Annotated in this window: 10 protein-coding genes; 3 read left to right on the top strand and 7 right to left on the bottom strand. The window is 64.5% G+C overall.

The window, feature by feature from the left end; all coding sequences use genetic code 11:
- Positions 1 to 112: 112 nt before the first annotated feature.
- A complete protein-coding gene (locus M1P90_RS09575; RefSeq protein ID WP_483702389.1) occupies positions 113 to 10,945 on the bottom strand; it encodes an Ig-like domain-containing protein in 10,833 nt (3,610 codons plus the stop codon).
- 324 nt (positions 10,946 to 11,269) lie between these two features.
- On the opposite strand from M1P90_RS09575, the gene M1P90_RS09570 reads away from it, so the two are divergent.
- The 3 genes from M1P90_RS09570 (at position 11,270) to M1P90_RS09560 (ending at position 18,588) form a co-directional block, all read left to right on the top strand.
- A complete protein-coding gene (locus M1P90_RS09570) occupies positions 11,270 to 15,496 on the top strand; it encodes a WD40 domain-containing protein (RefSeq protein ID WP_483702388.1) in 4,227 nt (1,408 codons plus the stop codon).
- Positions 15,497 to 15,578: 82 nt separating this feature from the next.
- Positions 15,579 to 17,888 (top strand): DUF5703 domain-containing protein, encoded by a 2,310-nt coding sequence (locus M1P90_RS09565; RefSeq protein WP_483702387.1) that lies wholly within the window; start codon positions 15,579 to 15,581, stop codon positions 17,886 to 17,888.
- A 154-nt stretch (positions 17,889 to 18,042) separates the two neighbouring features.
- Entirely contained in the window at positions 18,043 to 18,588 is a 546-nt protein-coding gene (locus M1P90_RS09560) for a shikimate kinase (protein WP_483702386.1), read from the top strand.
- A gap of 35 nt (positions 18,589 to 18,623) precedes the next feature.
- On the opposite strand, the gene M1P90_RS09555 is transcribed toward M1P90_RS09560, so the two are convergent.
- The 6 genes from M1P90_RS09555 to M1P90_RS09530 form a co-directional block, all read right to left on the bottom strand.
- On the bottom strand, positions 18,624 to 19,979 hold the full coding sequence (locus tag M1P90_RS09555) for an MATE family efflux transporter (RefSeq protein ID WP_483702385.1): 1,356 nt from the start codon (positions 19,977 to 19,979) through the stop codon (positions 18,624 to 18,626).
- 80 nt (positions 19,980 to 20,059) lie between these two features.
- Positions 20,060 to 20,599 (bottom strand): phosphotransferase family protein, encoded by a 540-nt coding sequence (locus tag M1P90_RS09550; protein ID WP_483702384.1) that lies wholly within the window; start codon positions 20,597 to 20,599, stop codon positions 20,060 to 20,062.
- Entirely contained in the window at positions 20,596 to 21,039 is a 444-nt protein-coding gene (locus M1P90_RS09545; RefSeq protein ID WP_483702383.1) for a phosphotransferase family protein, read from the bottom strand. The genes M1P90_RS09550 and M1P90_RS09545 overlap by 4 nt, the downstream gene beginning before the upstream one ends.
- Before the next feature lie 33 nt (positions 21,040 to 21,072).
- Entirely contained in the window at positions 21,073 to 21,549 is a 477-nt protein-coding gene (locus M1P90_RS09540) for a DinB family protein (RefSeq protein ID WP_483702382.1), read from the bottom strand.
- A gap of 249 nt (positions 21,550 to 21,798) precedes the next feature.
- Positions 21,799 to 22,830 carry a helix-turn-helix transcriptional regulator gene (locus tag M1P90_RS09535; RefSeq protein ID WP_483702381.1) on the bottom strand — a complete coding sequence of 344 codons (1,032 nt, stop codon included), beginning with the start codon at positions 22,828 to 22,830 and terminating at the stop codon, positions 21,799 to 21,801.
- On the bottom strand, positions 22,827 to 23,051 hold the full coding sequence (locus M1P90_RS09530) for a hypothetical protein (protein WP_483702380.1): 225 nt from the start codon (positions 23,049 to 23,051) through the stop codon (positions 22,827 to 22,829). The genes M1P90_RS09535 and M1P90_RS09530 overlap by 4 nt, the downstream gene beginning before the upstream one ends.
- Positions 23,052 to 23,112: the final 61 nt, after the last annotated feature.

Genomic DNA, 23,112 nt, shown 5'->3' with positions numbered 1-23,112 from the left:
ACCATCAACCCTCGCGCCGTGCTCGCCGCGCATGCAGCCGACGCCGCTTCACATCAAGCGAGATCGTGCCTGCTGCGAGCGCTCATATCTGGTAACTTGAACTTGTGGTTGCCTACGGTATCGTGTTGTCGCGCGTGTCGCCCTGGCTCGCGTTGAAGTCGGCTGCGCTGTCGTTGCCCGCGCCACCACTGAAGAAATCAGCGCCCAGCCCGCCGGTTAGCGCATCGTTGCCATCGCCGCCGCTCAGGCTGTCGTTGCCCGCCCCGCCGCTCAGGCTGTCGTTGCCAGTGCCGCCCGCGAGCGCATCGTTGCCCGCCCCGCCGCTCAGGCTGTCGTTGCCCGCCCCGCCATCCAGCACATCGTCGGCTGCCCCGCCGTTCAGGCTGTCGTTGCCGTCGCCGCCGCACAGCAGGGCGCGGCCACTCCCGCCATTCAGCGCGTCGTTGCCGGCCAGCCCGAAGACGATCTGCGCGCCGCTGCCACTCGCGCTGATCGTCTCGTTGCCAGTGGTGCCGGCCACGACCGCGAACGTCAGCGTGGCGCTGCCGCCCTTGCCGTCGCTGAGTGTGAGCGTGACGACCGCACTGCCGCTCTTGCTCGGCACCACCGGCGCGACGGTGACGGTGCGGCTGGTTCCGCTGCCGCCGAACGTGATTGCGCTGGCCGGCACGAGCGCGGTGTTCGACGAGCTGCCGTTCAGGCTAAGCGCGTCACCATCCACGTCGGCAACCGCGAGGTTGAACGTGCCGCTCGCGCCGGTGCTTGCGCACTGGCCGCCCGCCGCCAGCACAATCGTCGGCGCGTCGTTGACGGGCGTGACCGTGATCGTGAGGCTCTGCGGCGCGCTCGCTACGCCCTGGCTGTTCGTGAGCACGACCGAGATGCTGGCGCTCCCGCTGGCATTGGCGGCGGGCGTGAAGCTGAGCTTGCCATCGGGCGCGATGCTCGGCGCAACACTGAAGAGTGCCGGGTTGCTGTTACTTGCAATGCGGAAAGTCAGCGGCGGGGTACCGGTGCCAGCCGAGATTCCGTTAGCCCAGGCTGCGTTGTAGGCCGCCGAGTCTTCCGCAACTGTGATGTCTGCCCCTTTGGCGAATGTCGGCGGGCGAACCAGCGGCGCGACGTTCACCGTCACGGTCGCCGCCGGTGAGTCGAGTTGCCCGTCGCTCGCGATGAATGTGAAACGCTCCACGCCGCTGAAGCCCGTATCAGGCGTGTAGCGCAGGTTCGGCGCAACGCCCTCCAGCACGCCATGCGCCGGGCCACTCATTACCCGGTAGGTCAGTGGGTCGCCGTCGCTGGCCGCGAGGGTAATCGACACGGTGCCGCCTTCCGCCATAATGACCGTCTGGGCGTTTGCCACAGGAGCCGCGTTCACCGCCGTCCAGCTGAATGCTGCGGCAGCGCCGGTCTGGCCCGAAGCGCTGCGGGCGCGCACCTGGAACGTGTGCGCGCCGTAGGCCAGCCCGGTGTAGCGCTGCGGGCTGGTGCACGCGCTGAAGCTGGCCGCGTCGAGCGCGCACTCAAGCGAGCTGCCGGTTCCGCTGAAGCTAAAGCTGGCGTCGCGGCTGCTGCTCGGGTTGGTCGGGCCGGCGGTGATCGTCGCGTCAAGCGCGCTCGGGCTCACCGTCCAGCTTGCGCTGGCGGGCGACAGGTCGACAAACCCTTGCGCGTCCACGGCGCGCACGCGGAAGGTGTGCGCGCCCTTGCTGAGTTCGCTGTAGCTGAGCGGGCTGGCGCACGGCGCAAACTGGCCGTCATCGAGCTGGCACTCGAATGCGGACACGCTGCGGATGCTGGACGTTCCGGTGAAGACGAGGGTCGCCGTGTTGACCGGGCTGGGATTGGCCGGGCCGGCGCTGATGCTGGTGTCTGGCGCGTCGGTGGACGACAGGTTCGTGCCGACATTGCGCGTGATTTGCGTCACACGACCGGCGTAGTCGAGCGCCCGCACGGTAACTGCCAGCGTCTTGCCCTCTGGATCCGGGACGTACAAGGCAGTGTGCCATCCGCCCTGACCGTCGATGGTCGCGTCGCTGAACGGCTGGTCGCCCACGCGCACCTGCACCGTGGCGAGGTCGGCACTATCGGCGGCGGTGCCATTGAAGCGCAGAATGTTGCTTCCAAGCTGGTAGGTGTCGGCGGTCGTCAGCGTGCTCGCGTCCAGGGCTAGCGACGGCGCCTGGGTGTCCAGCGTGAAGCTGACCGGGTAGACAGTGGACTGGGTCGCTCCGGCCCAATCGGTGGCGCGCGCGGCGAGCGTGTGCTTGCCCTCACCGGCGATCGGCACGGCAACCGTCCGCAACGTCCGCGTCACAGTGTCGGCCTGCGCGAAGTTCAGCGTGCTGACCGCGGCGTTGTCGAGCAGAAGCGTGACTTGCTTGAGCGATTGGCCGGCCTCTGCCGCGACTGTGACGCTGATCGAGGTGGTTCCGGCCACGTAGCCTCGCTCGCTGGGGGCCACAACTGCGGATTGTGGCGCGCCCGGCGCCGCCGCAGTCAGCGACGCGGCCGTTTGCGTGCGTTGCGCGCTCGTTCCGGCGGGCGTGCTGGCGGTCGCGCAATGCCCGTAGCCATCACAGGCACGCATGGTCGCGCTGGGCTCTGGGACCGCCTGCCAGACCGTGTAGGAAATCACCAGCCCGCTGCGGATCGTCCGATCCGGGAACAGGGTTTGCAGCGCCGCGTTGTTGCTGTAGACGCGGGTCGGCGTCTGAAGCGCCTCGCCGGGGCACACATAGTCCGTTTCGCTCAGGTAGCGGTCGGTGGCGCTGCATGTGTAGGTGATCGCCGCCTGCGGTGTGCCGCGACCGTTGGTGTAGTTCGCGCCGGTGCGTCTCGCCGTAAACGTCACGCGCGGCGCCAGCGTGTCGATCACGCCATGCCAGACGCCCGATGTTCGCAGCACATTGCCAAGCATGTCGGTGGCGCGCAGATCGATCTGGTACTCGCCTTCCAGCCCCTCCGGCACACGAAAGCTCCACGCGCTGGTTGCCACCCCAGCCCCGCGCTGTGCCACCGTCGTGGGCAGCCAGGTGCGGTTGAGCTGCGCGTCGGCCTGGTCGCTCGAAATATCGGAGGGCAGTGCCGCGATCTGTTCGACGGGCGTGAAGGCGATTTCGAGCTTGTCGATGCCGGCGACACTGGCCGGGATGTTGGCGGTGTCGGAGATCACGCCGCCAAGCGTGAGTGTGTCGGAGATCACCAGCCGCGCCGAGTCGATCGCGCTGAGCGCGGCGGTCGGGCCGGTGGCATCCAGCAGCAGCGTGCCGCTGGCCGCGTCGTCGGCGCTGATGTTGCCAACATTATCGGTGGCGCGCACCAGCACGGTGTAGCCGCCGGTCGGGTCGGGCAAGCCGTCGGCGAAGGCATAGTTCAGCGTCCAGGTGTTTCCGTTCAGTGTAGCGAGCTGCCAGCGATTGCCCTGGGCGGTATCGCCCTGCCCGCGCAGCAAGACCTCGACCGTTGCCACACCGCTACCAGGAACGATCGGCCCGCCACCGGCAGCCGGGTCGCTGACGGTGCCGGTGAGCGCGACTGTCCACTGACCGGATGCGTTGCGCGCCGGCTTGACCGGTTTGGTCGCGAGCGCGCCCAGTGTCACCTGCGGCGGATTGGCGTCGGAGCGCACGGTGATGCCGGCGCCCGGCGTTTCAACATTCCCTGAAAGATCAGTCGCGCGGGTCTGGATGGTATAGGGGCCATCGCCCAGGTTGAGGTCGTAGGCCCAGGTTGCCGCGCCGCTGGCCGACCGCCACGCCGTGCCGTTGATGCTCAATTCGACGCCGGAGATACCGGAGGTTGGGTCGCTGGCGCTGCCGCCAATCGTGAGATTCTGCGTGCCAAGCTTGCTGCCCTGCACATACTGGCCGTCGCGCAAACCGCCGACTGCCGACGTCGGTTTGTCGGCGTCGACTGTGACCGTCACGCCTCCCGTCGCAGTGAGCTTGCCGCCGCGTGTGTCGGGCGTGCTGGCGCTGATCTTGGCCCACTTGTACAGCGATGGCGAGACGCCGACGCAGTAGGACTGAAGCGAGCGCGAGTAGCTCGCCTGCACTGTTTCCGGACTCAGCACGGCGTTGTATAGCTGGAAGTCGTCGAGGTTCACGCGCGTGCCACCAAAGCCGATCTGCACAACCGAGAACATATGCAGCTGGCCCGAGCCGGACGCGGTGCCGACCGGTGTGGGGTTGCCGTCCAGGTACAGCGCCATGGTGCCGCTGCTGCTGCGGGTGGCGACGACGTAGTGCCACTTGCCGTTGTTCAGCGGATTCGGCGCGGTGGCATTCATGATCACGCCACCGGCGGTGAACTGGATCGCGTTTACGTTGTTCTGGATCTGGATCGTGAAGCCATCGGGCTGGCCCGTGTAGATCGGATACCCAGAGCCGACGAAGAAGGGGCTGTCGTCGCTGTTTGCGTCGGCCCGATACCAGAAGGCTACAGTGAAGTCATTGCCCAGCGGGTTGTTGAGGTTCAGCTCGTTTCCGCCGCCGTCAAAGCGAACCGAGTAGTCCGACGCCGGCGTGCCGATCGGGCTCCCGGCGTTGTCCGTCGCCCCCGGATCGCCCGCGACGACGCTGCCGCGATTGATGGTCGCGGTATTGCCGTTCCCCGAGCTGTCGGCAAAGGTTGTGGCACCCGGCGTTTCCTCGAAGCGCAGGTTGGCCACCGGCAGGCTGGAGATCGGCGGGCAGGCGATATTCAGGTCGCCGCTGCCAACCACGGTTTGCGAGAACAGGAGCTGATCGCGGAGGTTGGCCGGGTTGAACAGGTGCGTCCGGCCGCCCGCGCTGATCAGCCAGGCGTTGACCATGGGGTTGTAGGCTACGTGCGCCTGCTCCTGCGTGGTGAAGTTCGGAGCGAGCCGTGCAACGCGGTCATAGCCAATCAGCTGGCCGGATGTCGTGATGTCGCTGCCATTGAACAGCAGATAGTAGACGTCGATGCTGCCGGAGCGATAGACGATCAGCGTGCGCTTGTTCACCGGGTCGTACGCCAGCGACGGTGTGCCGGTGTCGTCGTGGTACAGTTCGGTCGCGCCCCACCCTGTCCCCAGCGAATTCGGGACGCTGCCGTCGCGATTGATCGTGCCGGTGTAGAGGATTGGCAGCGGCGAGTTGCGAGTGGGGTTCAGAAACTTCCAGGCAATGCCGTAGCGGTCGCCCAGCCACGCCAGCGCGATGCCAAGCCTGGGCGTCGCCGCGCTGACGGCGCGCGTGGCTTCGACCTGCAGGCTGGTCGTGCTGAGCTGGTTGCCCGAGGGATCATAGAGCCTGAGAACAAGCTTGGTGTCGCCGTCGATCGCCGAGTCGTAGGCCACCAGGAAGTTCGTGCCGTCGCTGGCTATCGCCGGGTGGAAGGTGTGGCGGCCCGGCGCGACCTGCGAGATGGTGAAGGTGTTCATTTGCCCATTCGGCTGGATGATCGAGCCATAGGTGACATCGCCGAACGTGATCGGCAGGCCGCGATAGATGTCCCACACGATCATACAGATGCCGGCGTTGTTGCACGCAATGTTCGCCGGCCCGTCGCCTGCGAAGTAGGGGCTGACGTTGTTGAATACACCACTGGTCTGGCCGCCTGGGATGCCGGTTAGCAGGATCGCGCCGGTGCCGCCGCGGCTGGCGTTATCCGAGGTCATGGTTGCGGCGAAGTAGCTGTCCTGCCGGCCGGGCTGCGACGCCGCCGGCGTGATGAAGCGCGGCGTCTGCGCGACGGAGCCAAGCGTCTGGAGCGTGTATGGGTCCCAGCCCAGTGTCGCCGGCCCGGTTGGCGCCAGCCGCGCGCGCACGCTGCTTGTGATCGCCAGTGTCTGGCTGGCGATCCCGGCCTGCGCCGTCAGGTTCGTTTGCTGCGTCACGGTCTGCGCGGTTGTGAAGGTTGCCGGGTTGAACGGCAGCGCGGCCGGGTTCGGTGAGCCGCCGAGCGCAGCGGGCGCAGTGATGTCGAGCACGCTCGGCGCGAGCGCGGCGTTCGCGATCACCGTGGTGGTGTATACAAGCGTCTGGCCGGGGCGCACGAACCGCTGGTCGGTTTCCGCGTACACGCTGATCGGCGGGGTATTGAACACATTCGGGTTGTACGGCACGCCGCGATTATCGACGCGCTTGGCCGGGTCGGTGCTCTGCGCAAGCTGGCGCTCAGCCTGGTCGCTGACACCGTCAGCGTCGCTGTCGACTTCGAGTGGGTTGGACGACACATGCGCGGTCAGCGCGGTCGTTCCGCCAATCGCCACATCCCACCCGCCAGCCCAGGTGCCGGTCGGCGCGCAGGTGCTGGTGTTATACACCTGATGCCAGACTTCCTGCGCGTCGGTGAGTCCGTCGTTATCGGTGTCCTTGCTGGATGGGTTGACGCCAAGCTGGGATTCCTGCCCATCGGTCAGGCCGTCGCCGTCGCTGTCGCACTGGATGGGCGAGTAGGCCACGCCGCTCTGGCGGCGCTCCAGCTCGTAGGTGTCGGATAAGCCGTCGCCGTCGGCATCCCAGCTCGCGTCGTTGGGGTCTAGACCGCCGTGACTGGGCGACAGCAGGCCATCGCCGTCGGCATCCGCCAGCGCGGTGAACGCGCCATCCCAGCTCTGCCCAAAGCCGCCACTCTTCGCGCCGAGCGTCATGAAGCCGTCGAGCGTGTCGGGGAAGATGTCGTAGCGCATTGTGTCGATCTTCGACGAGCTATTGCCGGTGAAGGTGCGCGTATAACACACCGGCAGCGGGTAGAAGCCGAACAGGATTGGAATGCCCCAGCACTCATAGGCCGGCAGCGCGTAGCCCATGTTCAGGTAGAACGACGCCGGCTTGTTCAGGCCCGGCTGGAGCCTGATGCCGGTCACCGGCGGCGGCGTCGTGGTGGCGTAGCCGCCGTACATCGGCGTGGCGACATACTTGTGGTCCTGGCCAACATTCTGCCACGCGCCATTCATCTGGTCGCGCCCGACGCCGGTAACATCCTGCCTGGTCTGCGTCAGGCTGTATTTGAACGTGGTCGAGCGCAGGTTGTCCCTGGAGAAAAACCACAGGTAGAAGTTGATGTAGATGCCGTTGGCCGGGTCGGGGTCCTTGTGCACCGCGTGGGTGGTGATTGGCATGGTGATCGAAAGGTCGTTGCCGGTCACAAAGCCCTTGGTGGGGTCGGCCAGTGTCGTCTGCGGCGCGCCGGGCCCGACCATATCGGTGCGGCCGGTGTCGATCATCACATCGTAGTTGTACAGGAAGTAGGCGATGCCTTTGATCGCCGCCGTGCTGAGCGTGAAGCACGCCCCACCCAGCCCCGGCACCGTGCGCAGATCGTCAACCCCCAGCTCGCACACTGCGGTCAGAATCGCGTCGATAATACTGACGATGCCCACAAGGATCAGCCCAACAATCGTGGCCGAAAGGATCGCCAGCACGATCAGGTAGATCGTCGCTGCGATGGTTTCCGCCAGCGCTTTGTTGAAATCGGGGCTGAATGCGGAGATGTGATTGCTGACCATGCTGTAGATGAAGAAGCCCCAGGTCACGCCAATCGCAATCGCCGAGCCGATTGCGCCGGCGAAGCGCGAGGTGCCGATCACCTCGGTGCTGCCCCGCGCAAGCTGTGCCGTCTCGCCCGCCGCCGCAAGTGCCTGGTTCCAGCCGCGCAATGTGAGGATCGGATCGATGACTGCGGCGAATGTGCGCAGCGCGAGCGAAAAGACTTTGAGCGTGATTTTCGCGTTGAAGCTCCCTTGATCGGACAGCACTTCCATCGCGCCAAGGCCGCCAATCACGGCCGCGGTGGTCAGCACAATCGCCGTTCCGGCGAGCCGGTTGCTCTTGAAATTCTTGACGGTGATAATCGCCCGGCCGACGGTGCCGCTGCCCAGGCGCCGCACGACGATGCCAAGCTGCTTGACCATCGAGATGCCGTTGACGTAGCGCGCCAGAATCGCCGCGTTCGCCAGGAACTTGACCGCCGCGCCGCCCGAGCCGAGCGCCGTGCGGATCGTGCGCGCCGCGTCCGAGTCGCTCTTGAGCGAGTAGCGCGCGGAAACGATTGTCGCATCCTGCTGGACGACGCGATTGATTCCCTGGGAAAGTGAGTTTGAGTAGAGCTGAATGAGAAATGTGCGGCCCGCCGCTGTGTCGGGATCAGCGGAATCGCCCGGCAATGGCGTACTGCCATAGCGGCTTTCCAGCTCGTTCCACGCAGTTTCGGCGTCGCAGATCGACCATGCGCTGGCTGCGTCGGGGCGGCAGTACTGCGTCCATTTCAGGCCGGCGATGGTGGTGAGCGCGGCCTGCGGCTTGCCGGCCGGGTGCATATCGACGGTGACCTCGCCGCCGCTGCCCAGCGCGATGTAGCCATCCTTGGGCCCGGCCGCGTCCAGCCCCAGCGCGCGCGACTGCTGCTCATAGGTGAACATGAGCGTTGGCTTCAGCGTGTGGTTGGCGTTCCAGCCGGCATTGAAACGCGTATTGAGAACACCGAGCGTGTCGGTCACAACGGTCGCGTTCACAGCCTGGTCGAAGCTCGGGTAGTCGTGCCGCTCGACCTGAAGATCATTGGCGTTGTTGTCGAGTCCCCAGCGCAGATCGGAGCTGACGCTGCCATTGCCGTCGCGGTCGAAGCGGCGGGCGATCTCGTCGATGTCGACGTCGCGCTTGCCGTCGGTGTTGTCGTCGCGCCCGGCCAGGAACGAGTTATCGAGGCCGTGCGACAGCGCCACCAGCGAGGTGTCGTCGCGCGCGTCGGCGTCGACCGCCGGGTCCTCGTAGATGATCGCGGTCTTGGCGCCGTGCTGCTCGCTGACGTTCATGCCGGCCAGCCGCCAGCCGTCGTAGTAGGTCTGCACCACCTGCGACAGGTTGTGAATGTGGCTATCGGCCGCGCAGCCCTGGGCAACATCCTGCGGGTTGTTGCGGTCGCAGGGCTGATCGACCAGCGCCTGCACGGCCCAGACCAGCCGCACCTCGTGCGCGCTGGGCCACGTGCCGCTGGACTGGTATCGCATGCGCGCGTTGAACGCCACCGGCATGCCGGTGCGCTCGTCGGTGATCACGCTGAGCGGCACGTACACCACTTTGGTGCTGCCGTTGGCCGTGTAGTTGTTGACCGAGATGTTGTACGGCGTCAGATCGCGCTGCGGCGGCAGGTTCGTGGTCGTTCCCTGAATGCGGATCTCCAGCATGGGGATCAGCTTCATGTCGCCGTTCGACTCGTTCGCGGCAGGTACGCGCCCCTGCGCGGTGGCCGCGTCGGCGAAGGTCTTGCCGTCGACGTCCTGGATCTGGCCGGCGTCGTCTTTCGGCCAGTCGAGCACGTTGAACGCAAAGCGCAGGTGGCTGTCGCTGAGCGGGCGCACCTGGAAATCGACGAACGCGGGCGTATTGGCTGTCAGGTTGTTCAGCGTCAGCTTCAGCGGGCTGGCGTCGCTGTATGGCGTGGCGGCCGAGCTGACGGTGGAGGGCGCGAGGTCGAGCCGGTCGGGCACGCCGTCGCCGTCGTTGTCGGCGTTGAACAGGTCGGGCGTGCCGTCGGCATCGGTGTCCAGGTCGCACGGCGGCACCTGCGCGGGCGATGTGCTGGGGGCGGGTGGGGTTTTCCAGCACTCCTGCCCGTCGGCGATGCCGTCGCCGTTGCTGTCGGCCTCGCCGGGGTTCAGGTACCAGGTCTTCCCGCCGAACGGAAATCCTTTAACTTCCACGCCGTCCGGCACGCCGTCCTCGTCCGAGTCGGCGTAGGTCGCGTCGGTGCCGACGCGCTCCTCCTGATAATCGGTCAGGCCGTCCTGATCGGTGTCGACGCCGGTGTCGGTGGCCAGCACGCTGGGCGCGGCCTGCGACACATTCCCAAGATCGGCCGGTTGCGTGGCCGTCAGCGGATTCGCGTGCGGGTCGAACGCTGGCTGCCCACCCTGCGACATAATCGAGCGCTGCACAGCGTCAGTTTGGCGCTGCTCGTCCTGCTCGGCGGCCTGGGCTACCTGCGCTTCCAGAAACGCGCTCAGCTTCAGATCCTGCAGCAGCGGGCCAATGCCAATGCTGGCAATTGCAAGAATAGCCAGCGCCTTTTGCAACCGGCGCGAGCGCCCGTAGCGCAGCATGCTCGCCACCAGGGCCAGTCCCAGCGCAAGCAGCACCAGGCTAGAGAGATCGGTCTGGTGATTGCGTAGCACGCCGAGCAAGCCGGGCGCGCTCACGGCTGGCGCTGCGCCGAACTGCGAGAAGTCAACCGTAATCTTCGCGTTGAGCGACTCGTCGTGCTGTGCGGGGAAGCTCAAATTCAGGATCTGGCGAACCGGCAGGCCGTTGTCGCCAACCCATAGCTCGCCGTCGCCAGTCATGTCGCGGTAGTATGCTGGCACCTCGACCGTAGCGCCGGGCGTCAGCGCGCCTTTCGCGCGCAGCGCCGCCACGATCTGGTCGCGCACCAGCACGGCAAAGGCCGGGCCGTCGAGTGTGAAGGTGTAGCGCGTCACGCGAATGCCGCCGCGCGTCTCGGGCGGTTGCGCCAGCACATTGCGTACGGCGCTCAGGTAGGCCATGAAATCGCCCTGCGGCGCAAGGCCATCGGTCAGGCTGCTCGATTCCTGCCACTCGCCTGCGCCACGGCGCACATAGGTCTTGCCCTGCTCGACCTTGACTGCAAGCCCGGTATCATCCTGCGTCACACTGCCCTGATCCGACCAGAGCCGCATCTCAAGCGTGTTCGCACGCAGATCCGCGGCACCTTCAAGGTGTATCTGTTGCGTGCGGCTGGTGCGGCCAACGTTGGTGACGGTCGGGCTGGGGATTGTCACCTGTTTCACATCGCTGGCGAAGTGGTACGAGCCGGCATCGCGCGCGCGCTCCCAGGCGGCGCGCACCGGGTCGGGCTGTACGAACGCGGCAGCGGGCTGAATGGCTACGCTGATTGCTAGCCCGCCAAGCAGAACTGCCAGAATAATGAACCAACATCGGCGATACGATGACCAGCGCATCCGATACCCCCTGCTTGCATGGTGTTACAGCAGCATTCAGCATTATTCCGAAGCCCCAACATCGCCCATCTTCAACACAGCGATGGAGGCCAAACGTCATTTGTGATCTCTGTACGGCGAGAGCTACGGTAGCAGCTAATCGTGTCAAGCTCGTTGCAAGACTCGTTACAAGCACGATAATTGGCGCTTCACAGTGGCCTGATTTCGGGCTATAATCGTTCTTGCCCTTCACTCTGTTTGATACCACTTGAGAGCTGCATGCCGAATTGTCGCAGGTGCTAAAGGCCATTCAGCACGGCTGCGCAGCTGCTCTTGTTTCACTCTATGGCAAGCAACAAAGCGGCTGCGCCCGTCCTGCTGCGCTGTCTGGGCACGTTTGAAGTGACCCTGGATGCAGCACTCGTCGCGGTTTTCCCAACCGACAAGGTTCGCGCCTTGTTCGCATATCTTGCGCTGGAGTCGCGCGCCGATCTCGGCGGGCGCGGCGCGCGACCACACCGGCGCGAGGCATTGGCAAGCCTGTTTTGGCCCGAAATGCCGCAGTCGCTTGCGCTGACCAACCTGCGCCTGGCGCTCCACCGTCTACGCCAGGCGCTTGATCGGTGCCTGCCCGGCGTAAGCGATGCCCTGCTGACAATCACGCGCCAAACCGTGCAGCTCAATCAGAGCGTGCTGGCGGCCGATGCGCTCAGGTTCCAGCAGCTGCTGGCCGAAACCACCGCCCACGCGCATTCCAGCATATCTGCCTGCGACGAATGCCTGCAGCGATTGGCCGAGGCCGCCGACTTGTATCACGGCGAGCTTCTGGCCGGCTTTGGTGTGGCAGACGCACCAGCGTTTGAAGAGTGGCTGCTGCTGCACCGCGAGACATTCCAGCAGCAAGCCATGATGGTGCTCCACATGCTGGCATCGCGCTGCGAAGAGCGCGCCGACTACAGGCAGGCGCATCGGTACACACGCCGCCAGCTGGCGCTCGACCCGTACCGCGAGGAAACACATCGCCAGCTCATGCGTATTCTTGCGCGGCTTGGCATGTATAGCGAGGCGCTCGCGCAGTACGAAGCCTGCCGTCGCCTTCTCCAGCAGGAGCTGGGCGTGGGGCCAGATCCCGCGACGATCGCGCTGTATGAGGAGATTCGTCGTGGCGGGTTAAGCAGCCGAGGCAACGGCGAGTTCAGCAGCCACGCAAACGAATGGCCGGTTGCTCGCTTGTCTTCTGCCCCCATAGCCGCTGCGTCCGAGCAGCCGGGCTGGAGCGATGTGCCCGAGGTGGCACAATTGTATGGGCGCGCTCCAGAGCTTGCGCGGCTGGGGCGCTGGCTGGCCGAGGATCGCTGCCGGCTGGTGGCGATTTTGGGCCTCGGCGGGGTGGGCAAAACGACGCTGGCGGCGGCAGCAGCCCAGGCCGTGGCCGCGCAGTTCGATGTGGTGATCTGGCGCTCGCTCCTGAACGCCCCATCACTCGACGAGCTGGTGCGCAGTGTTCTGCCAATGCTATCGCGCCAGCCCGTGGCCCCTATGCCGAGCGACATCGATGCCCTGCTGACGCTGCTCTTCGACGCCATGCGCCAGCGCCGCTGCCTGCTGGTTCTCGATAACCTCGAAAGCATCCTCCTGCCTGACCAGCCGGGCCAGGTTCGCCCCGATTACGCTGGCTACGATCAGCTCATCCGCGCATTCGCCGAGCGCCGCCACACAAGCTGCCTGCTGCTGACCAGCCGTGAGCGGCCGCACGCCATGGCGCTTTGGGACAGTCCGCTGATTCGCGCGCTGCTGCTCAGTGGGCTCGATATCGCTGCCAGCCAGGCCATGCTCGGCGCGCGCGGCCTGCGCAGCACCCCCGCCCAGGCCGCCGATCTGGCTCGGCGCTATTCAGGCAACCCGCTGGCGCTGAAACTTGTGACGCAAACGGTGCAGGAACTTTTTGAAAACGACATTGCCAGCTTTCTTGCCACCGAGGCGCCGATCTTCGACGATATTCGCACTGTGCTCGACGAGCAGTTCGCGCGCCTCTCGCCGCTTGAGCAGGAGATTCTGATCTGGCTGGCAATCGAACGCGAGCCAGTTGCCGTGCAGGCGCTGCGCGACAATCTTGTTGCCGCGGGGCCGCCGCGCGCCCTGCTCGAAGCGTTGCGCAGCCTGCGCCAACGTTCGCTCGTCGAGCAGAGCGCGCAGGGCAGCACGCTCCAGAATGTGGTCACCGAATATGTGACCGAGCTGCTGGTTGACACTATTTGCCGCGAGGTAGCAGGCGACACGGCAACAAGTCGGCAGGGAGGCGGGGCGAGCCAATCTGCAAATTCCGCGTCTCCCCTTCCTGCCACCTTCTCTGCACTTAATCGGTATGCCCTGATCAAGGCGACAGCCAAAGAGTATGTGCGCGCCAGCCAGGAGCGCGTGATCTTACAGCCGATCGCCGAGCAGTTGGTGGATCGGATGGGCAGCGCGCGGCTGGTCGAAAAGCTGAAGCAGGTCATCGCCGATCTGCGTGAGGATCGCCAGCTTGCCCCTGGCTACGCCGCTGGCAACATGCTCAACCTGCTGCTCCACCTCGGCGCCGATCTGCGCGGCTACGACTTTTCGCGCCTCACGATCTGGCAGGCCTACCTTCAGGGCGCGCGCCTGCCCGAAGTCGATTTTCGGGACGCCAATCTGGCCCGGTCGGTGTTTACCTACACGTTTGGCGACATTCTGGCGCTGCACTTCGAGGCAAATGGGCAGTTGCGCGTCGCCGGCCTGGCCAACGGCCGAATCTGCCTGTGGCGCGCCGCCGACGGCCAGCTGCTGCGCGAATACAAAACCTTTGGCGCAGGCGCCTCGATTGCGACATTCAGCGCCGACGGCCGGCTGCTGGCGAGTGCCGACACCGACGAGAAGGTGCGCCTGTGGGATGTCGCGCATGGGCAGCTTCTGCATACATTGTCGGAACATAGCGAAACGCCCTGGAAGGTGACATTCAGCCCCGACGGCGGCAAGCTCGCCAGCAGTGGCCGGGATGGTGTCGTACAGATCTGGGATGTACCAACCGGACGCCTGGAGCAGACACTGCAGGCGCATGCCACTGGTATTCATGCGCTGGCTTTTACCAGCGATGCGCAAATTCTCGCAAGTGGTGGCGGCGACGGAATCGTACATATCTGGCGGCTTGGTCAGGCAGTGCCGCTGCAAGCATTCCAGGCGCATGCCAATGAGGTGCAGGCCCTCGCGTTCGATGCTGCGGGAACTATTCTGGTGAGCGGCAGCTACGACCATACGATCCGTCTCTGGCAAATTTCGGGCGAAACCGCCAGCAGCCAGCTTGTTCACACGCTGAACGGCCATACCCAGATGATCCGCCGGGTGGTGATCAGCCCCGATGGCCACACGCTGGCAAGCGGCGGCCACGACTCGTTTGTGTGTCTGTGGGATGCACATAGCGGGCAGGCGCTGCATACGCTTGTCGGCCATGCCTACCCGATCCACCACCTGGCCTTCAGCAGGGACGGCCATATGCTCGCCACGGTGGGCGTCGATCAAACCATCTGCCTGTGGGATGTCGCGAGCGGGCGGCGACTCGATACGCTGCGCACACACAGCAGCTACATCTACACCCTCGACTTCAGCTCCAACGGCCAGCTTCTGGCGAGCGGCGGCGCGGACGGCGTTGTGCGGCTCTGGGATATGCAGGCGCACGGGCGGGCCGCGCACACGTTTCAGGGCCAGCCGCATAGCGTCTACGCGGTTGCGTTCAGCCCGAATGGCGCGCTGCTCGGCGTTGGTGGTCGCGACCGCGAAATCCAGCTCTGGGACATTCACAGCAACCGCGTCGTCCACACGCTCGACGGGCACACCGACGATGTTGAGGCCATCCAGTTCAGCGCCGATGGGTTCACCCTGGCGAGCGCCAGCAGCGATCATACCGTGCGGCTGTGGGATGCGCACGCTGGCCAGCTCATTCATACCCTGCGCGGCCATACCGATCGCGTTCGCGCGTGCGCGATCAGCCCGGATGGCAGCCTGGTGGCAAGCGCCGGGCATGATCGAACCATACGGCTCTGGAATCCTGCAAGCGGCCAGCTCATCCAGACATGGCATGGGCATAGCTATGGCATCAAGTGGATCGTATTCAGTCACGATGGCCGGCTGCTCGCCAGTAGCAGCTACGATCGCACCATGCGCCTGTGGGATGTCGCGAGTGGGCAGGTGCTCTACGCCTGGCCAGCCCAGAACTGCATGATCCTGTCGATGGCGTTTCACCCCGACGGCACGCTGCTCGCGACTGGAGCCAGCGATAACACCGTGCGGCTCTGGGCCATCCCCAGCGGGCGCTTGCTTGCCACCTGGAATGGGCATACCGATCTGATCGAAACAGTGCGTTTCAGCCCCGATGGCCGCACCCTGGCCAGCGGCAGCGCCGATGAAACCATCCGGCTTTGGGATGTTGCCACGGGCGCGTGCATGCAGACCCTGCAGACAGATGGCCCCTATGCAGGGATGAATATCTCCGGCGTCGTCGGCATCAGCGCAGCGCAGAAGAACGCGCTCGCCTTACTCGGCGCGATAGATGAATAAAGACTCGGCGGTTGGGCGATTCGCTCTCAATATTGCCCAAATGAACGTCAGTTCGGGTTAAGCAATCAAAGGAAGCACATCAATGCATCAGCTTGAATCCTACAATGTTGTATGGGAATCGCAGAGCCGCCATTCCGGCGAAAGTATGCCGGTTGGTGGCCACGATATCGGGCTGAATGTTTGGGTTGAAGACAGTGATCTGCTATTCTATATCGATCGCAGCGGCAGCTTCGACGAGAACAATCAGATGCTCAAGATCGGGCGCGTGCGGCTGCGGCTCGACCCGAACCCCTTCGCTGGCGGAGCGTTCCGGCAGGAGCTTAAACTGCGCGAAGGCTATCTGGAAGTCACCGGCACGCTGGACGATGGGCTTCACGCGCGCGTGCAGCTTTGGGTCGATGTGTTCCGCCCGGTCATCCATATCGAAGTGGACAGCAACCGCTCAATCCGCAGCGAGATTCGCTACGAGAGCTGGCGGCTCGCCGCGCGCGAGATACCATTCGACCGGCGCATGTCGAGCACCAGCGCGGTTGGCTACCCCGGCTCGGTCACCACGAAGCCCGATCAGGTGCAGTTCTCTGGCGACGATATCATCTTCTATCACCGCAATCGCAGCGACGAGCTATTCTTTGATAAAGTGGTCGAGCTTGAAGGGCTGGCCGCGCACAAAGATCAGCTCTGGAACCCACAGATCGACACCACCTTTGGCGGCCTGATGCGCGGCGACGCCATGCGCGCGGCGGGCGCTGAAACCGGCGTCTATATCCAGACGCCGTACACAGCCTGGACGCTGGCAAGCGCACAGCCCACGCACCAGCAGCACGCCGCGATCTATCTGCATACCGCGCAGACACCAACCATCGCGTCCTGGCTCACGCAGCTGCACGAGCACGTTCGCGCCGCCGCGCACGACCGCGCGGGTGCGCGTGTGGCCACGCAGCAATGGTGGGCCGCGTTCTGGCAGCGCAGCGCGATCGTGATTGACCCCGACACCAAGCTGGCCGACCGCCAGCCCTGGCAGGTCGGGCGCAACTATGCCTTGTTCCGCTATATGCTCGGCTGCAACGCCTATGGCGAGTATCCAACCAAGTTCAATGGCGGGCTGTTTACCAGCGACCCGTGTTTCGTGATCGACGATGGGACGTGGGAAAGCGAGAGCGCCGACTTTCGGCGCTGGGGTGGCGGCAGCTTCACCGCGCAAAATCAGCGCCTGGTCTACTGGCCCTTGTTGAAAAGCGGCGATTTCGACATGATGACGCCGCAGTTCGAGTTTTACCGCCGCGCGCTGGCCAATGCCGAGCTGCGCACGCGGGCCTACTGGGGCCACGCGGGATGCTCATTCACCGAGCAGCTGGAAAATTTCGGGCTGCCAATCGGCTGGGCCTGGGGCTGGCCGGACAGCCCGGACACAATCCACCGTCGCACCCCCTTGCTTGATCGAACCGAGCAGGTCGCCCCGTGGATCAAATATTACTACACCACGCAGCTCGAATTCGCCGCCATGATCATGAAATATCAGGTCTATAGCGGCAACGATATCGCAGCGTATCTGCCATTCATTGAAAGCGCGATTCGCTTCTTCGACGAACACTACCAGTATATGTACGCGCTGGAGACGACCCAGAAGCTCGATGAAAACGGCAAGCTCGTGATCTTCCCATCGACTGCCTGCGAGACCTATAAGCTGGCCATGAATCCCACCGATGCGCTGGCCGCGCTCGACGCAACCGTGCGCGCGGTGCTCGATCTGCCGGAACACTATCTCGACGCCGAGCGCAGAGCCTACTATCGCGAGCTGCTCCAGCGCATACCGCCGCTGCCATTCCGCGAAAAGGATGGGAAAACCGTGCTCGCGCCCGCTGAGCACTGGAAGGGGATTATCAATGTCGAGATCCCGCAGCTCTACCCGGTTTTCCCGTATGAGCAGTACGGCATTGGCCGAAAAGACCTGCAGATCGCGATCGACACGTGGCTGCACGGCACCGATATCCCCGCGCAGAAGAATCATATCAGCTGGCATCAGGATGCGATTTTCTGCGCGCGCCTGGGCCTGACCGACGAGGCGGCTGCGATGACGATCCGCAAGCTGGCTGATGGCGCGTGCCGGTTCCCGGCGTTCTGGGGGCCTGGCCACGACTGGCTGCCCGATCACAACTGGGGCGGCTCGGGCATGATCGGCCTGCAGGAGATGCTGATGCAAACCAATGGCGCGAGCATCTACCTGCTGCCAGCCTGGCCGCGCACGTGGGACGTTGTGTTCAAGCTGCACGCGCCGTATGCTACCCTTGTGGAAGGGCGGGTCGCTGGCGGCCAGCTGACCGAGCTGCGCGTGACGCCCGAACAACGGCGCGCAGACCTTATTAATCTGTGGGAAGAAACGAGCAATTCATGAAAGATAGCATATAATAGTCGCCGGGAAAGGCTGATCAAGCGCAAAGCGGCTGTATGTACTCTGGCATTGGGAAGCTGTAAACGGCACATATGCATTGGTTCGGCTGTTCCACATTTCCCCTTTTAAACCATGCTCACCAAAGAACAGGATCACTGTGACAGCCCGCAACATCTACCTGACTGGCTTCAGCGGCTCGGGGAAATCGACGATTGCCCGCCTGCTGAGCGCGCACCTCGCATGGCCGTCCTACGATCTCGACCAGCTGATTGTCGAGCAGGCCGGCATGAGCATCCCCGCAATTTTCGCGCAGGAAGGCGAAGCAGGCTTCCGCGACCGTGAAAGCGCCGCCCTGCACGAGGTAGCTGGCCGCGCGCCCTGCGTGGTGGCAACCGGCGGCGGCGCGCCCTTGCGGGCCGAGAACCGCGCCATCATGGCCGAAAGCGGCTGGGTGGTGGTGCTCGAGGCCCGACCCGAAACGCTGCACGAGCGCATGCTGGCCCAGCGCGCCGCCGCCGACCCGGCAGCCGCCCGCCCGCTGATGGATTCGGCATCGCCGCTGGAGCACATTCGCGCCCTCAAGGAGCGCCGCCAGCCAATCTACGCCCTGGCCGACTGGACGGTGCACACCGACAGGCTCAGCCAGCCGCAGATCGCCGCCGAGATCGTGCGCGCCGTGGCGATGTTAGAGGGACGAGCATAGCGCCTGGCCACGGGCATGCTCCGTTCGTATCTCCACTATTCAACCTGCCACACGCTGGCGCTCTGGCGCTGGAAGCGCCGCAGCATCAGGAAGGCAAGCAGGCACAGAACCAGCTCGGAGCTGGCTTCCGCCGCCCAGATGCCGGTGAGCGCGAAGAAGTGCGCGGCCAGCAGCAGCACCGGCAGCTTCACGAAAAGAATGCCGCCCAGCGTTAGCACAAGCGCTTCTTTGGCGCGGCCCGTGGATTGAAACGCGGCGGCGGTGATCGTGGCCACGCCAGAGATCGGGTAGGCCAGCGCCAGCAGGCGCAGCGCGAACTGCCCTTCTGCCACAATTGTGCTTTCGCGCGACAGCAGGCCCAGCAGCAGCGCCGGAATAAGCAGGCAGATTGTGCAGATCAGCGCACCATACACAACTGCCGCGCCAAGCGACAGCCGAATGACGGCGCGCACGCGCCCAAACTTCTTCTGGCCGAAATTATAGCCCACCAGCGGCTGCATGCCCTGCACAATGCCGGTTTGCGGCGTCAGCAGGCTCGAATACAGACGGCTCACAATCGCAAAAACGCTCAGCGCGCTATCGCCGCCGAGCACGCGCAGCAGGTTGTTGGTAACAATGCCAAGCAGGCTGATGCTCAAATTTCTGGCCAGCGAAGGAAAGCCGATCAGCACCACCTCGCGCATGATTGGCCAGTTTGGCCGAAAATACGCCAGCTTGATATGGTACGAGCGATTCTTGCGAAAAAAGAAGAAATACACGCCCATGCTGGCCGAAATCGCCTGGCCGGCGACGGTTGCCAGGGCCGCGCCAGCCACGCCAACCCGCAGCACAATAATGAACAGCCAGCACAGCACCAGGTTTGTGGTCACCGGGATCACCCAGATCGCGGTTGAAAAGCGGGCATTGCCATCGGCGCGAATGATTGCCGAGAAGCCGGTGCTGGTGATTGCGCCCAGGAAAATAATGCGCCCGTAGGTGATCGCATAGGGCGCAATTCGCTCGGTTGCGCCGAGCAGGTAGACGATTGGCTCGATGAAAAGCGCGCCAAGCACGCTGATGCTGAGCGCAGCCACCCAGAAGATCAGAAAGGTGTTGGCAACCGTGCGCGAGGCTTTTTCAACATCGCCCTCGCCCAGCGCCCGCGATACCACCGACGCGCCGCCCGCCCCGACGGTGGTGGCAACCGCGCCAAGCGCGATCAGCACGGGCGCGACAATCGCGGCCCCGGCGGCGGCCAGCGCGTTGATGCCCACCGACAGGAAATATGTGTCGGTGATGCTGTAGATCGCGTATACCAGCAGCGAAAATGTGGTCTGCGACGACATTTCCAGCAGCAGCGTGCCGATTCGCTCGGTGCCAAGCCGTTCCACGCGCGAGTTGGTCGTCGTCATACCTGTTTATGCATGAAAGGCAGTACGGAAATCGGAAAAACGCCCACCCCGGCTTGCATTTCCCGGCCCCGCGCAGCGCATTAGTGCGCGCTGAGCCACTGCATCGACGCGGCCATAAGCTCGCGTGAGGTATTGAACACATGGTCGCTGTCGTAATGGCGGTAGTAGCACTCAGTGTTCATCACCAGCGCAAGGTGCAGGGTGTAGAGCCAGCAGCGCGCTTCTTCGCTGGCCGTAAACGACGTTTTGCCATAGCCGTGCATGGCACTGGTAATGCCCGCGCCCCAGGCCAGCGGGCGAAACTGCGCTTCCATCAGTGGGTCGGCCCACAGCGCCCGCTCGAAGTCGATAATGCCGGCAATGTGGCCATTCCGCACGAAGAAATTCGAATCCCAGGCATCCCAGTGCACCAGGCAGGGCGTAGCCACTTCTGCCAGCGCGGGCGCGTGCCGGCGCAGAGCGGCGCGCATGTCGTCGGGGCTGTAGTCGTAGGCCACGTTTTTGCGCGCGCCATCGGCCAGCACCGAGTCGAAAATGGCAAGAAAGGCGTCGTGCCAGGTTGGCGCGCGCAGCTGCGAGTTGCCTTCGTAGCCGAAATAGCTGCCGGTGAAGCCATTCACTGCGCGAATGATCGCGCCGGTTTCGTGCTCCAGCGCCGCCAGGGTTTCGGCGGGCAGGCTGGCTTTTTCGTGCTCAAGATTGTCGCCAGCAACCTTTCCATGAAGAAGTAATCGGCGTCGCAGAGATCATGCGCATCGTCGAAGAAGTAAATCTCGGGCACGGGAATGGCCGGATTCTGCCGCACCAGACGCATAGCCGTCACTTCGGTGGCCATGATGTTTGCTTCGTAGCTGAGCACATCGGCACCCAATGGCGGCGCAATTTTGAGAATCACCTCGCGGCCGTCGGCCAGGCGAATCATGTAAGCCGCGTTGAACCAGCCGTCTTTCAGCTCGCGCATTGCGTCGTCGCCGTCGGCAAGCGTGGTGCCGGGGAAGGCGCGCGCGGCCATGGCTTCGATCTGCGGGCGGGTTTTGGTGTTTTTGGTGACGCTTTCCATGCTTTTTCCTTGCAGATGGCTTTCGCGTGCTTCTTATTGCCCAGCAGCAACCCACAGCAGGCGCTGGCGGATTTCCCCAACATGGTAGGCGCAATGGGTCAGCAGCATCATCGCCGCGCCAATCGCTTCGTCGGGGAAATTCTCGCGGGCCTGTAAACGGCCAACCAGCGCGGCGTAGCTTGTGCGCAGCTGCTCCTGCAGCGCGCCCCACTGCGCCGCATCGACCTTGCGCACCTTCCAGCTGCTTGGCCAGTCGGGCGCAACCGGCTCGCCGCGCTCGTGCGACGCAAAGAACTCCAGCAGAAACAGGATGTGCCCGCAGTGGCCGGCAATCGTCGCTTCTTCGGGCGAGCGCGCCGCCGACGCGGCCTCTGGGCTGAGCGCGGCCATGGTGTTCAGCAGGCCCGCATCATTCGAGTCGAGAAAGAAGCCCTCGGGAAGCTCGCTGACGCCGAAAGTTTCGGCAAACAGCACTAAAAACGGCTGCAAAAAAGCGGCAGAAGTGGACATTTGGGCCTCCTTACACATCGTATGCGCTGGGGCAGGGGCGGTTCGGCACGTTGTGCAACTATAGCAGAGCGGCGTGGTGGATGCAAGCAGACGCCGTGCCAAGCCAGGGTCATGGCAAAGTCCTGAAATTTATCCACAGATTACGCAGATTACGCAGATGAGTGACCTCATATGTGTGCAATCTGCGTAATCTGTACATAGATCGCGTTCCCATTCCAACAACGTTGCCCTGCCCTGTGCATCAATTGCTTATTCTTGTGTGCCGACGCCGTATATCTTTCCAAGCCCGGCCGCCGTTGCGCGAAACAGCTCGACCAGCTCGGGTGGCCCGAGCACCTCGCAGGCGGTGCCATAGCGCAGCAGCACCTGGCGTGTCTGCCAGAGGTTGGTGATTGTTGCGCTGACCGTTGCGCTGCCATCGTCATGGTAGTCGATCTGCGTATTCGGGAAGTAGACCGCAACATCGCCCCGACGCGCTACCACTGGCAGCAGGCGGTAGCGCAGCGTGTAGCTTGGCGCGGCCACGCGCTGGGGCGGCAGCATGGTTGGCAGCACGCGCGCGCTGCCCGGCACAATCCGGTCGAGCCGGTAGTGGATGGCGGAACGGGGCGTTTCGCTGCCGGCGGGCGTGGCTTCCAGCAGCGTTGCGTCGAGGTAGCCGTGCCCTTCGGGGCGGAAAAACACCAGGTAGGGCGCAACCCGGTGGCGGCGTGGCGTTTCGGCATCAAAGGTGCCGAGGTAGTCGAACTGCAGCTCCTGCCGGCGCGCAATCGCCCGGCGCACGGCTGCAAGCGTGGCCGTGTCGATGCGCTCGGACGGGCTGGCGGGCAGCTGCAGCCGAATTGCGCCGGCCTGCTGGGCGGCCAGCGCCCGCCGACCGCTGGGCAGCAGCGCCGTCACGCGTTCTAATAAATCGCGCACCGAGGCGTGCTCGGGCAGCGCCGCGCCAGCCGGGAAGCTCGCTTCCAAAAAGGCCAGCGCCTCCATACACGGGTCGGGCAGATCGAGCAGGGCCAGGTCGCCAAGATCTTCGAGCACATACTGCTGCGCGCCGCGCCGGTAGCGGATCTGGCAGCCATACTCGCTTTTGAGCGCATCGAAATCGTGCTTGAGCGCGCTGTCGGCCGCGTCGGGGTAGCCTTCTTCACCCAGCTCGGCGTGCACGGCGGCAATAAGCTGGGTTGCGCTGTGCGGGCTGCGCAGCAGCAGCCGAACAAGCAACAAGCGCCGACGGAAGGTCAGGCGCGAGCTGCGTTTGGTGCCGCCGGTTCGCTGTGTCATTGCGGTGCTTTCTGCGTGCGCCGATGCTGCGCCCATAATACCGCACGCGCGCTGCTTGCGCTATGCGCCTGGGCCAGCTCGTGTGCCGCTGCCAGCACCAGCGCTTCAAGCTGCGCGGGCGTGGCGCTGATGCCGCCATCGGCAAGCAGCTGCTGGGCCAGCGGCAGCCAGCACTCCAGCAGGCGCTGGCGCTGGGTCGCGTCTCCTGTATCCTCCTGCATCGTTCCACCTGTTGTGTTTCGCAAGCGAAGAATGCGCGACGCGCTCCGAACGAAAGCTCGG

Source organism: Kouleothrix sp. 19917 (assembly GCF_057073505.1).
The sequence above is the reverse complement of the archived record's forward strand: the minus strand, read 5'-3'. Positions and strand labels throughout refer to the sequence as shown.